We start from the raw sequence: 12,171 nt of genomic DNA, 5'->3' as shown, positions 1-12,171 counted from the left end.
ATCACCTTTGCGGGTGAGGGCGTTGTTGTTCGTTAATACACCTACTTTGAGCCGGTTCACACTTTTCAATGAAAATTGCAGATCAATTTCATGATGAGTTATGTAGACTGGCCGCCATTAATTTTGAGGCACACGTACTACATGGCTGAATTCGAAACCACTTTTGCAGATCTGGGGCTGAAGGCTCCTATCCTTGAAGCCCTTAACGATCTGGGTTACGAAAAACCATCTCCAATCCAGGCAGAGTGCATTCCGCATCTGCTGGGCGGTCGCGATGTTCTGGGTATGGCCCAGACAGGTAGCGGCAAAACTGCAGCATTCTCCTTACCGCTGCTGCAAAATCTTGATCCCGAGCTGAAGGCACCTCAGATTCTGGTGCTGGCACCGACCCGCGAACTGGCGGTTCAGGTAGCAGAAGCCATGACGGATTTCTCTAAACATATGCGCGGCGTGAACGTGGTTGCCCTGTACGGCGGCCAGCGTTATGACGTGCAGTTACGTGCCCTGCGTCAGGGGCCGCAGATCGTCGTCGGTACGCCGGGACGTCTGCTTGATCACTTAAAACGTGGCACGCTGGATCTCTCTAAACTGAGCGGTCTGGTTCTGGACGAAGCCGATGAAATGCTGCGTATGGGCTTCATCGAAGACGTTGAAACCATCATGGCGCAGATCCCGGAAGGTCATCAGACCGCCCTGTTCTCTGCCACCATGCCGGAAGCCATTCGTCGTATTACCCGTCGCTTCATGAAAGAGCCGCAGGAAGTACGCATTCAGTCCAGCGTGACGACCCGTCCGGACATCAGCCAGAGCTACTGGACTGTCTGGGGTATGCGTAAAAACGAAGCGCTGGTGCGTTTCCTGGAAGCGGAAGACTTTGATGCGGCGATTATCTTCGTTCGTACCAAAAACGCGACCCTGGAAGTGGCTGAAGCGCTGGAGCGTAGCGGTTACAACAGCGCCGCACTGAACGGCGACATGAACCAGGCGCTGCGTGAGCAGACCCTGGAGCGCCTGAAAGATGGTCGTCTGGATATCCTGATTGCTACCGACGTTGCGGCCCGTGGTCTGGACGTTGAGCGTATCAGCCTGGTTGTGAACTACGACATCCCGATGGATTCTGAGTCTTACGTTCACCGTATCGGTCGTACCGGTCGTGCGGGCCGTGCGGGTCGTGCACTGCTGTTCGTTGAGAACCGCGAGCGTCGTCTGCTGCGTAACATCGAACGCACCATGAAGCTGACCATTCCGGAAGTTGAACTGCCGAACGCAGAACTGCTGGGCAAACGTCGTCTGGAAAAATTTGCCGCGAAAGTTCAGCAGCAGCTGGAAAGCAGCGATCTGGATCAGTACCGTGCACTGCTGGCGAATCTGCAGCCGACTGCGGAAGACGAAGAGCTGGATATGGAAACGCTGGCAGCCGCTCTGCTGAAGATGGCCCAGGGTGAACGTCCGCTGATCCTGCCGCCGGATGCGCCGATGCGCCCGCGTCGCGAATCCCGCGATCGTGATGACCGTGGTCCGCGCGATCGTAACGATCGTAGCCCGCGTGGCGACCGTGAAGATCGTCCGCGTCGTGAACGTCGTGATGTTGGCGATATGCAGCTGTACCGCATTGAAGTGGGTCGTGATGATGGTGTTGAAGTTCGTCATATCGTTGGTGCGATTGCTAACGAAGGCGATATCAGCAGCCGCTACATCGGTAACATCAAACTGTTCGCTTCTCACTCCACCATTGAGCTGCCAAAAGGTATGCCTGGTGAAGTACTGCAGCACTTTACGCGTACTCGCATCCTGAACAAGCCAATGAACATGCAGCTGGTCGGCGATGCACAGCCACACACCGGTGGTGAGCGTCGTGGCGGTGGTCGCAGCTTCGGCGGCGAGCGTCGTGAAGGCGGTCGTAGTTTTGGCGGTGAGCGTCGCGAGGGTGGCCGTGGTGATGGTCGTCGTTTCAGCGGCGAACGTCGTGAAGGTCGTGCCCCGCGCCGTGATGATTCTTCTGCCCCACGCCGCGATGATTCCGCTGGTCGCCGTCGTTTCGGTGGTGATGCGTAATCCATGCGAAATCACGGTTTAATACCGTAAAGTAAAATATACAGCCCCGATAACACTCATCGGGGCTTTTTTTTATTTCTTTTGTACTCGTGTACTGGTACAGTGCGACACATTAAAATGCGATAGCAAAATAATTGACTGGAGAGAAGGCGGAATGGCAACACTAACCACCACCCAAACGTCACCTTCGCTGCTTGGCGGCGTGGTGATCATCGGCGGCACCATTATTGGCGCGGGGATGTTCTCCCTGCCGGTGGTTATGGCGGGTAGCTGGTTCTTCTGGTCAATGGCGGCGCTGGTCTTTACCTGGTTCTGCATGCTGCATTCCGGGCTAATGATTCTTGAAGCAAACCTTAACTACCGGATTGGCGCCAGCTTCGACACCATCACCAAAGACCTGCTGGGTAAGGGCTGGAACGTGGTGAACGGTATTTCAATTGCCTTCGTGCTCTATATCCTGACCTATGCGTACATTTCTGCGAGCGGTTCGATTCTGCATCATACCTTTGCTGAAATGTCACTGAATGTGCCTGCGAGAGCGGCAGGTTTTGCGTTTGCCTTACTGGTGGCGTTTGTGGTGTGGCTGAGTACGAAGGCGGTCAGCCGGATGACGGCGATTGTGCTGGGGGCGAAAGTGATTACTTTCTTCCTGACCTTCGGTAGCCTGCTGGGGCATGTCCAGCCTGCCACGTTGTTCAACGTTGCGGAAAGCAACGCGTCATATACGCCGTATCTGCTGATGACGCTGCCATTTTGTCTGGCATCATTCGGCTATCACGGTAATGTACCAAGCCTGATGAAGTATTACGGTAAGGACCCGCGTACCATTGTTAAGTGCCTGATCTACGGTACGCTGCTGGCGCTGGTGCTGTACACCGTCTGGTTATTGGGCACGATGGGTAATATCCCACGCCCGGCGTTTATCGGTATTGCACAGAAGGGCGGTAACATAGATGTGCTGGTGCAGGCGCTGAGCGGTGTGCTGAACAGTCGCAGTCTGGATCTGCTGTTGGTGGTATTCTCCAACTTTGCGGTGGCGAGTTCTTTCCTCGGCGTAACGCTCGGTCTGTTTGATTATCTGGCGGATCTGTTTGGTTTTGATGATTCCGCAATGGGACGTTTTAAAACCGCGCTACTCACCTTTACACCGCCGGTTGTGGGCGGTCTGCTGTGGCCGAACGGATTCCTCTACGCTATTGGTTACGCAGGGCTGGCGGCAACGATCTGGGCGGCGATTGTTCCGGCGCTACTGGCACGTAAATCACGCCAACGCTTCGGTAGCCCGAAATTCCGCGTCTGGGGTGGCAAGCCGATGATTGTCCTGATTCTGGTGTTTGGCGTGGGTAACGCGCTGGTGCATATCCTTTCGAGCTTTAACCTGTTGCCGGTGTATCAGTAAATAAAAAGCCGGATGGCGGCTACGCCTTATCCGGCCTGCTCGATCCTGTAGGCCCGGTAAGTGCAGCGCCACCAGGCAAAATATCTACCCCAGCAATTCCTCCCTGACCTGCATCGCCAGGTCAAACGAATGCAGCCGCGCCTGATGATCGAAAATCTGTCCGTTAACCATTATTTCATCCGCCTGCGTCTCGCGCAGAATTGATTCCAGTCCGTGGCGAACTTTTGTTTTGTCACCCACCAGGGACATGCTCAGCGCTTGCTGCACACCGTACTGCTCGGAGGCAGACCATAGCTGATGCATATTGTCTACCGGAGGCGGAAGCTGACCTGTTTCTCCTCGACGCAGTTTCACAAACGCCTGCTGCATGGAGGTAAACAGGAATTCCGCATCGCGGTTACTGTCGGCGGTAATGATGTTGATGCACACCATCGCGTACGGTTTTTCCAGTCGCGCAGACGGCCTGAACTGTGTGCGATACAGATGCAATGCCTGATGCAGCATGTCCGGCGCAAAATGGGAGGCGAAGGCAAATGGCAGGCCGAACTGGGCCGCCAGCTGCGCACTATAGAGACTGGAGCCTAACAGCCATACCGGGATTTTCTCGCCATAGCCCGGAACCGGGCGCACGTGCGGATTGGGATCGGTGGCATCGAACCAGTCCACCAGTTCTGCAACGTCGCGTGGGAAATTATCGATATCACCGCTCATGTGACGGCGTAGCGCCATCATGGTGCGCTGGTCGCTGCCCGGTGCGCGGCCTAAACCCAGATCGATACGTCCCGGATAGAGCGTGTTCAGCGTGCCAAACTGCTCGGCGATCACCAGCGGGGAATGGTTGGGCAGCATAACGCCGCCAGAACCAAGATGCAGCGTGGTGGTATTGGCAGCCAGATAGCCAATCAGCACAGAGGTCGCAGCGCTGGCAATACCGGTCATGTTGTGATGTTCCGCCAGCCAGTAGCGGTGATAGCCCCGCTTTTCCGCGAGGCGAGCGAGATCCAGAGAGTGCGAGAAGGCCTCTTTCGCGCAGGTACCTTCGGGAATCGGCGCCAGATCCAGCACCGAGAACGGAATGGTTTTGTCAGTCATAATGGCTCACTTTGTTGCCCGTTAATCTTGTCATACTGCATTAAAGAATAGCGAGTGTTGTTAACAAAGTGAGCTATTAATCACGGCTGTAGTTCAAGACCAGCCAGCCGTTTCCAGTAACCGTTGCAGTCGCTGTGCGCAGCAAGCGTCAGCGGCGCATTGCCACTTTCATTGGCGCGGAAGGCGTCGAGCATGGCGAACGTGTCGCTGCCTGAAGGGGACAGACGCACAATATCAACCAGACCCTGCATCGATGTCAGCTCGTTACCCAGGTTATAGACATAGCCGCTCATGGTCTGGATGCCGTTGAGGACAAAGACCTGTTGATTCTCCTGCGACAGCACGTTGCGACCATTCGGGTATTTGATGCAGCAGGTTTCACACTCATCTTTTGGACGGTCTTCAGAGCGTGCGGTAAAGCAGCGGGCAGAGTACGCCAGCGGCAGATGCCCGTAGCTCAGCACCTCTACTTCAAACTGATTGCGAATACCCAGCTCTTCACACTGGTTGAGCAGATTGACCAGCCAGTCGCGCGAAAGCTCTACCGGCATACACCAGCGCATCATACCCTGTCTGAGCAGTAAACGCAGGGTTACCGCGTTGTAGCAGTTAAGCGCATGCCCGGCGACAAACGGCAGCTTGCGGTCGGCACACATGTTCACCACGCCCAGATCGCTGGCCTCCAGTAAAAAGTCGCCATTCTCCACGTAGCGTTTCAGCTCGTTCAGTTCAGAAGAGGCTTGCACCAGTGCCAGCGTGGAGAGCACAACCTGCTTGCCGCTGCCGGCGAGCGATTTGGCCATATCCAGCCAGTCGCTGACTTTGGTGGCCCGACGCTTGCTGCATACGGCCTCACCAAGATAGATAACGTCGGCGCTGCTGGTGGCTGCCTGCTGATAAAAATCTTCCAGCGTCTCTTTTGGCCAGTACCAGAGCACCGGCCCTAAGGAATATTTCATTGCTTCCCTCACTGCCATTTACGGTGGTATGCGCCAAGCGTGGTTTGCGTGCCTTCGGACATGGAGCCCAGCGTCTCCATCCACGCGCTTTGCGGAACGAAATTTTGCGGGTCGGCCATGCAGCGGTCGATCGCCTGACGCCACACCTTCGCCACCTGACTGACGTACGCCGGGCTGCGCTGGCGACCTTCTATTTTCACGGAGGCGATATTCGCTGCCAGCAGTTCTGGCAACAGTTCCAGTGTGTTGAGGCTGGTCGGCTCTTCCAGTGCGTGATAGCGCTCGCCGTCGACCAGATAGCGGCCCTTACACAGCGTCGGGTATCCGGCGTTTTCTCCATCCAGATAACGGTCAATCAGCACTTCGTTCAGGCGAGATTCCAGCCCTTGTGGGGTTTGCTGCCAGCGGACAAAACGGGCAGGGGAACAGGCGCCCACGGTATTTGGCGATTCGCCTGTCAGGTAAGAGGAAAGATAACAGCGGCCTTCCGACATAATGCACAAGCTGCCAAAGGCGAATACTTCCAGCGGCACCGGCGTGACCCTGGCGAGCTGTTTTACCTGATGAATAGAGAGTACACGGGGCAGAACAACGCGGGCGACGTCGAAATTGCGATGATAAAAGTTTACTGCTTCTTCATTGGTTGCGGATGCCTGAACAGAGACATGGCGCTCAATATGTGGATAGCGCTCTGCGGCATACTCTAACATAGCGAGGTCGGCAAGGATCAGGGCGTCGGCGCCAAGCTGTGCTGCCATATCCACCGCTCGTTGCCAGCGCGTGTAGCCGTCGGGATGGGCGAATGTGTTGATCGCGATGTGTAATTTGCGGCGGTGTTGGTGGACAAAATTTACCGCCTCCTGCAATTTCTTCTCGGTAAAATTAAGGCCAGCGAAGTGGCGGGCGTTTGTATCATCTTTAAGCCCGATGTAAACGGCGTCAGCGCCGTTCTCGATGGCCGCCTTAAGCGCCGGGAGATTTCCGGCAGGGCAGAGCAGCTCCATAATTTATCCTGAAGATTGCGCCGCCTGGGACGCATAATTGTTAACGAACAGGGATTTTAGTTAACCTTGCTGCGACAATTTTTGATTTAAGGCAGTTAAAGTCGTATTGATATCAGTAATAAAGAGGTACAGATTTCGCACGTAATTGTTGATTTACGCCGCTATGTCGTTTATCTGATATGGCAAAATGGCAGGACTAATGAAACAGGGAGTAAAGCTCGTGTTAGATAAACTGCGTTCACGCTTAGTACATTTTGGTCCGTCTCTGATGAGCGTGCCGGTTAAGCTGACGCCCTTTGCGTTGAAGCGCCAGGTTCTGGAACAGGTTCTGAGCTGGCAATTTCGCCAGGCGCTGGCAGATGGGGAGCTGGAGTTCCTCGAAGGCCGTTGGTTAAGCATTACTGTTCGCGATATTGATCTCCAATGGTATACCTCTGTAGAAAACGGCAAACTGGTCGTCAGTCAGAATGCACAAGCCGACGTGAGTTTTAGCGCAGACGCCAGCGATCTGCTGATGATCGCGGCGCGCAAGCAGGATCCTGATACGCTCTTCTTCCAGCGCCGTCTGGTGATTGAAGGCGATACGGAGCTAGGGTTGTACGTCAAAAACCTGATGGATGCCATCGAACTGGAGCAGATGCCGAAAGCTTTACGCGTTATGCTGCTGCAACTGGCAGATTTTGTTGAGGCGGGGATGAAGCACTCGCCAGAAACCAAACAGACATCGGTAGGTGAACCATGCTAATTCGAGTAGAAATTCCCATTGATGCACCCGGTATCGATGCCCTGTTGCGTCGTTCATTCGAAAGCGATGCGGAAGCTAAACTGGTTCACGATTTGCGTGAAGATGGTTTTCTGACGCTGGGTCTTGTTGCCACCGACGACGAAGGTCAGGTGGTGGGATATGTGGCGTTTAGTTCGGTTGACGTCCGGGGTGAAGATCTGCAGTGGGTTGGTATGGGGCCGCTGGCGGTCGATGAAAGTTACCGTGGGCAAGGGCTGGCGCGTCAGCTGGTCTATGAAGGGCTGGATTCACTCAACGAATTTGGCTATGCCGCGGTAGTCACCGTGGGCGATCCGGCGCTCTATAGCCGTTTGGGTTTTGAACTGGCAGCCCATTACGATCTGCACTGCCGCTGGCCAGGTACTGAAAGCGCGTTCCAGGTACATCGCCTGGCGGAAGACGCGCTGGATGGCGTCACGGGGCTGGTGGAGTATCACGACCACTTCAATCGTTTTTAAGCGCTGGGGTTTGCAGGCTGCTGACTAAGGCCGCAAACCCTTCACCTTCAGCTACAAGCTGCTCTTTCTGGCGCTTTGTGAGTTTCTTAATGCGATATTCTACGCGCAGAGCCAGCGAACGATCGCCAACCGGTGCGGAAAATGCCAGGGTCAGTTCCCCTTTTCCGCGTAGCGCTTTGGCACCTTTCCCGCTTTGATGCTGCTTATAGCGACGCTCTACGTCGGTGGTGATCCCGGTGTAGAGCATGTTGTCTGCGGTACGGATCAGATAGAGATACCAGGATGTCATCGAATTATCATATGTTAACGTTCAGACGCTCAGTATAAGAGAGAACAGAGATGGAAACACTCACCGCCGTGAGCCGATGGCTGGCGAAACAGCACGTTGTGACCTGGTGCGTACACCACGAGGGGGAACTCTGGTGCACCAATGCGTTTTATCTTTTCGATGCGCAGAAAGTGGTGTTTTATGTGCTGACGGAGGAGAAAACCCGCCATGCGCAGATGTCTGGCCCGCAGGCGCCCGTCGCCGGAACGGTAAACGGCCAACCGAAAACGGTGGCGCTGATCCGCGGCGTGCAATTTAAGGGGGAGATCCGTAAGCTTGCCGGGGAGGAGAGCGACATGGCGCGTAATGCCTGGAATCGCCGCTTTCCGGTTGCCAGAATGCTGTCTGCGCCGGTGTGGGAAATCCGTCTGGATGAGATAAAATTCACCGACAACACGCTGGGTTTTGGCAAAAAGATAATCTGGTTACGTGACTCACGCTCCGAGGATGCGTAACGCTTCACGGTTAAATGCCGGAAGATCGTCAGGAGTACGGCTGGTCACCAGCTGATCTTTGTCGACCACCACTTCCCGATCGTAGAACTCCGCGCCCGCGTTCTTCACATCAATCACGATAGGTTTCACCGCGGTGAGTTTACGACCGCGAATAACCTCCGCGCTGATGAGCAACTGCGGGCCGTGGCAGATAGCAAAAACCGGTTTGCCGCTGTTAACAAAATCCCGCGTGAAAGTCACGAAACGCTCGTCCCCGCGCAGATAGTCGGGCGAATGACCTCCCGGTAGCAGAAGGGCATCAAAGTCGGCAGGACGCACATCATCGATCGCTTTATCGATAATTACGCTGGCTTCGCCTTTTTTCCCTTTCACCGTTTTACCCGCCCGTTTCTCAATGGTGATAACCTCATGCCCGGCCTGACGGAATTCTGCTGCGGGTGACGTAAATTCTGAATCTTCAAATTCGTCAGTAATTAAAACGGCAATCTTCTTACTCATGCTTCCTCCGCTGTGTTTGCTTTGGATAAGGCAATTTTTCCATGATGGTGGATAATTACCTGGTGAACGATTAAGTCTGGTCGATGAGACCGGAAGTGCAATGCGGATAATTCTGCAAAGGGGCGAGGATGAGTCAGGTACTGATTACAGGGGCGACGGGACTGGTGGGGGGTTATCTGCTGCGAATGCTGCTCAATGAACCGAAAATTCACTCAATTGTTGCGCCGACGCGTCGTCCGTTGGCGAGTATCAGCGGCGTTTATAATCCCCATGATCCACAGTTGACTGATGCTCTGGCGCAGGTTACTGACCCTGTCGATATCGTGTTTTGTTGCCTGGGCACGACCCGACGTGAAGCGGGAAGCAAAGAGGCGTTTATCCATGCCGATTACACGCTGGTGGTGGATACGGCGTTAACAGGCCGTCGGCTTGGCGCTCAGCATATGCTGGTGGTCAGTTCGATGGGGGCAAACGCGCACTCCCCATTTTTCTATAATCGGGTTAAGGGTGAGATGGAAGAGGCCTTGATTGCGCAGAACTGGCCGAAATTGACGATAGTGCGTCCCTCTATGCTGCTTGGCGAACGGACGAAACAGCGTATGAATGAAAAACTTTTTGCGCCGCTGTTTCGTCTGCTGCCGGGGAACTGGAAATCGATTGATGCCAGGGATGTGGCGCGTGCAATGATGCAGGAGGCGATATCGCCGGAAGGCGAAGGCGTTACCATCCTGACTTCATCCCGGCTGCGCGAGAAGGCCGCATTACAGCCCGATTAAATATTTCCAATCATTTCCGGAAGGCGTAGTATTCACCCGCTTAATTATCTCAACCACTCCCTGGGGAATGCTATGGCTGGTCAGTCTTCATCTCAGGCGGCAGCACCATTTCAATGGTGGAAACCCGCGCTTTTCTTTCTCGTCGTTATCGTTGGCCTCTGGTATGTAAAATGGCAGCCCTATTACGGTAAAGCTTTCACCGCCGCTGAAACCCATAGCATAGGCAAATCTATTCTGGCGCAAGCCGAAACGAATCCGTGGCGGGCGGCCTGGGATTACGCGATGGTCTATTTCATCGCGGTCTGGAAGGCGGCTGTGCTGGGGGTGATCCTCGGTTCGCTGATTCAGGTTCTGATCCCTCGCAACTGGCTGCTGCGTACGCTGGGGCAGTCCCGCTTTCGCGGTACGTTGTTTGGTACCTTGTTCTCTCTGCCGGGCATGATGTGTACCTGTTGCGCCGCTCCGGTAGCGGCGGGGATGCGCCGTCAGCAGGTTTCTATGAGCGGGGCGCTGGCATTCTGGATGGGGAATCCGTTACTGAACCCGGCGACGCTGGTATTTATGGGGTTTGTGCTGGGCTGGCATTTTGCAGCTATTCGTCTGATCGCCGGGCTGGCGATGGTGCTGGTTGTCGCGACGCTGGTACAAAAATGGGTTAAAGAGTCACCGCAAATGGACATCCCTCAGGAAACTCTCTCTTTGCAGGCGCAGGGGGGATTCTTTATCCGCTGGGGGAAAGCGCTGTGGACGCTGTTCTGGAACACCATTCCCGTCTACATTCTGGCCGTGCTGGTATTAGGGGCGGCGCGCGTCTGGTTGTTCCCCCACGCCGATGGCGCGACTGGTAACACTCTGATGTGGACGATCGCGATGGCGGTTGTCGGGTGTCTGTTTGTGATCCCAACGGCAGCAGAAATCCCGATAGTGCAAACCATGATGCTGGCGGGGATGGGGACGGCACCTGCACTGGCGCTGTTAATGACGCTGCCGGCGGTAAGCCTGCCGTCGCTGATTATGCTGCGTAAAGCCTTTCCGACAAAAGCGCTGTGGCTTACGGGTGTGCTGGTGGTGATTTCTGGCGTGATAGTGGGAAGTATGGCGCTACTGTAAGACGCGAGTGCTGCCCGGTAACGTAAGTGTCACCGGGCAACTCATCTTGTTACTTAATAAACGTAAAGGCGGTGGTGACGCGTTTCACGCCGTTGACCCGGCTGGCGATATCCGCCGCCGCTTTGGCTTCACGGTCTGTCACCAGGCCCAGCAGGAAGACTTCGCCATTCTCGGTGGTAACTTTCACATTCGACGATTTCACCTGGTCGGTGGTCAGTAGTTGAGAGCGTACTTTGGTGGTGATCCAGGTGTCGTTAGACGCAGCTCCCAGACCGATGGGTTGCCCCTCACGGATCTCGTTATATACCTCGGTTGTACCATCGACGCCCATTGCAATCTGTTTTGCTCGCGAGGAGAGTTCACTGTTTGGCGACTGACCCACCAGTAAAACCTTGCCCTGATAGGCAGTGACGTTTACACGGGCTTCTTTCTTGATTTGTTCATCTTTCGACAGCGCGCTGTTTACGCGCAGTTCCAGGGTTCCATCATCCACCTGGGTGCCGACGCTGCGTGGGTCGGTTGCCGCTTTTGTTCCAACCGCAGCGGTACCGACGACCGCAGCAGCGATGCAACCTTGCAAGAGCAACGCAGAAATAAGGACTGCGATTGGCGCTAAAGCCTTCATGTGTACTCCTTAATCATCCTGGTGAGGAAAAAGCGTATTATCGATCAGATCGCACAGGCAGTTTACCGTCAGCATATGCATTTCCTGAATGCGCGCGCTGTGGTGTGAAGGGATGCGGATTTCAACGTCCTGCGGCCCAAGTAAACCGGCCAGCTCACCCCCGTCATAACCCGTCAGCGCCACAATGGTCATGTCACGTGTGACGGCGGCTTCAACGGCTTTTACGATATCGCGACTATTACCACGTGTAGAAATTGCCAACAATACGTCTCCCGCATGTCCCAGCGCACGGACCTGTTTTGCATAAACTTCATCATGCAGGCGATCGTTAGCAATCGCAGTTAAGACCACATTATCGGTATTAAGTGCAATGGCAGGTAAACTTGGCCGTTCTGTCTCAAATCGGTTGATCATGCTGGCAGCAAAATGCTGTGCGTTGGCTGCGGATGTCCCATTACCACAGCAGAGAATTTTGTTGCCATTGAGCAGGGATTGAACCAGCGTCATGGCCGCGCGGGAGATGGCATCCGGAAGAGCTTCTGCCGCCGCGATTTGAGTTTGAATGCTTTCGGTAAAGCAGACTTTAATTCTGTCTAACACGCTAATCCTTAAGTACCTGGTCATCAGG

At 54.8% G+C, this 12,171-nt stretch carries 15 protein-coding genes; 8 read left to right on the top strand and 7 right to left on the bottom strand.

Features of this window, described 5'->3' with window-relative positions:
• The first annotated feature begins 68 nt into the window (after window positions 1-68).
• The 3 genes from yrbN to mtr all read left to right on the top strand — a co-directional run bounded on the left by yrbN (window position 69) and on the right by mtr (window position 3,454).
• A complete protein-coding gene (yrbN, locus tag C3432_RS27570; protein WP_010723222.1) occupies window positions 69-149 on the top strand; it encodes a protein YrbN in 81 nt (26 codons plus the stop codon).
• A complete protein-coding gene (gene deaD, locus C3432_RS24130) occupies window positions 142-2,055 on the top strand; it encodes an ATP-dependent RNA helicase DeaD (RefSeq protein ID WP_146050965.1) in 1,914 nt (637 codons plus the stop codon). Before yrbN ends, deaD begins: the two co-directional genes overlap by 8 nt.
• Before the next feature lie 154 nt (window positions 2,056-2,209).
• Window positions 2,210-3,454: a tryptophan permease gene (gene mtr, locus C3432_RS24125; RefSeq protein ID WP_103779688.1), complete on the top strand. Its 1,245-nt coding sequence runs from the start codon at window positions 2,210-2,212 to the stop codon at window positions 3,452-3,454.
• Window positions 3,455-3,538: 84 nt separating this feature from the next.
• Here mtr and C3432_RS24120 read toward each other — a convergent pair whose 3' ends face one another.
• The 3 genes from C3432_RS24120 to ubiU form a co-directional block, all read right to left on the bottom strand.
• Complete coding sequence (locus tag C3432_RS24120; protein ID WP_103779686.1) at window positions 3,539-4,546, bottom strand: luciferase-like monooxygenase; 1,008 nt, start codon at window positions 4,544-4,546, stop codon at window positions 3,539-3,541.
• A gap of 80 nt (window positions 4,547-4,626) precedes the next feature.
• Window positions 4,627-5,505 carry a U32 family peptidase gene (locus tag C3432_RS24115; protein ID WP_103779684.1) on the bottom strand — a complete coding sequence of 293 codons (879 nt, stop codon included), beginning with the start codon at window positions 5,503-5,505 and terminating at the stop codon, window positions 4,627-4,629.
• A gap of 8 nt (window positions 5,506-5,513) precedes the next feature.
• On the bottom strand, window positions 5,514-6,509 hold the full coding sequence (gene ubiU, locus C3432_RS24110) for a ubiquinone anaerobic biosynthesis protein UbiU (protein ID WP_103779682.1): 996 nt from the start codon (window positions 6,507-6,509) through the stop codon (window positions 5,514-5,516).
• 220 nt (window positions 6,510-6,729) lie between these two features.
• On the opposite strand from ubiU, the gene ubiT reads away from it, so the two are divergent.
• Together ubiT and C3432_RS24100 are read left to right on the top strand one after the other, a co-directional pair.
• Window positions 6,730-7,254, top strand: a complete 525-nt coding sequence (gene ubiT / locus C3432_RS24105) for a ubiquinone anaerobic biosynthesis accessory factor UbiT (RefSeq protein ID WP_103779888.1) — start codon at window positions 6,730-6,732, stop codon at window positions 7,252-7,254.
• The gene (locus C3432_RS24100) at window positions 7,248-7,751 is read left to right on the top strand and encodes a GNAT family N-acetyltransferase (RefSeq protein ID WP_103779680.1); all 504 of its coding nucleotides are present in this window, start codon (window positions 7,248-7,250) and stop codon (window positions 7,749-7,751) included. Before ubiT ends, C3432_RS24100 begins: the two co-directional genes overlap by 7 nt.
• Here the strand turns inward: C3432_RS24100 and C3432_RS24095 are convergent.
• The gene (locus tag C3432_RS24095; protein ID WP_103779678.1) at window positions 7,738-8,040 is read right to left on the bottom strand and encodes a GIY-YIG nuclease family protein; all 303 of its coding nucleotides are present in this window, start codon (window positions 8,038-8,040) and stop codon (window positions 7,738-7,740) included. The genes C3432_RS24100 and C3432_RS24095 overlap by 14 nt on opposite strands.
• Window positions 8,041-8,090: 50 nt before the next feature.
• Here C3432_RS24095 and C3432_RS24090 point away from each other — a divergent pair, with 50 nt between their 5' ends.
• Window positions 8,091-8,534 carry a YhbP family protein gene (locus C3432_RS24090; protein WP_103779676.1) on the top strand — a complete coding sequence of 148 codons (444 nt, stop codon included), beginning with the start codon at window positions 8,091-8,093 and terminating at the stop codon, window positions 8,532-8,534.
• On the opposite strand, the gene C3432_RS24085 is transcribed toward C3432_RS24090, so the two are convergent.
• Window positions 8,514-9,032: a type 1 glutamine amidotransferase domain-containing protein gene (locus C3432_RS24085; RefSeq protein ID WP_103779674.1), complete on the bottom strand. Its 519-nt coding sequence runs from the start codon at window positions 9,030-9,032 to the stop codon at window positions 8,514-8,516. The two genes, C3432_RS24090 and C3432_RS24085, sit on opposite strands and share 21 nt — an antisense overlap.
• 128 nt (window positions 9,033-9,160) lie before the next feature.
• Between C3432_RS24085 and C3432_RS24080 the strand changes: the two genes are divergently transcribed.
• Both C3432_RS24080 and C3432_RS24075 read left to right on the top strand, forming a co-directional pair.
• The gene (locus C3432_RS24080) at window positions 9,161-9,808 is read left to right on the top strand and encodes an NAD-dependent epimerase/dehydratase family protein (protein WP_103779671.1); all 648 of its coding nucleotides are present in this window, start codon (window positions 9,161-9,163) and stop codon (window positions 9,806-9,808) included.
• 72 nt (window positions 9,809-9,880) lie between these two features.
• The gene (locus tag C3432_RS24075) at window positions 9,881-10,918 is read left to right on the top strand and encodes a permease (protein ID WP_103779669.1); all 1,038 of its coding nucleotides are present in this window, start codon (window positions 9,881-9,883) and stop codon (window positions 10,916-10,918) included.
• Window positions 10,919-10,967: 49 nt separating this feature from the next.
• Here C3432_RS24075 and dolP read toward each other — a convergent pair whose 3' ends face one another.
• The gene (gene dolP, locus C3432_RS24070; RefSeq protein WP_103779667.1) at window positions 10,968-11,543 is read right to left on the bottom strand and encodes a division/outer membrane stress-associated lipid-binding lipoprotein; all 576 of its coding nucleotides are present in this window, start codon (window positions 11,541-11,543) and stop codon (window positions 10,968-10,970) included.
• Between the two features lie 9 nt (window positions 11,544-11,552).
• The gene (gene diaA / locus C3432_RS24065) at window positions 11,553-12,143 is read right to left on the bottom strand and encodes a DnaA initiator-associating protein DiaA (protein WP_048213380.1); all 591 of its coding nucleotides are present in this window, start codon (window positions 12,141-12,143) and stop codon (window positions 11,553-11,555) included.
• Window positions 12,144-12,171: the final 28 nt, after the last annotated feature.

The sequence above is a fragment of the Citrobacter amalonaticus genome (assembly GCF_002918555.1).
Classification (GTDB): Bacteria; Pseudomonadota; Gammaproteobacteria; order Enterobacterales; family Enterobacteriaceae; genus Citrobacter_C; species Citrobacter_C amalonaticus_A.
The sequence above is the reverse complement of the archived record's forward strand: the minus strand, read 5'-3'. Positions and strand labels throughout refer to the sequence as shown.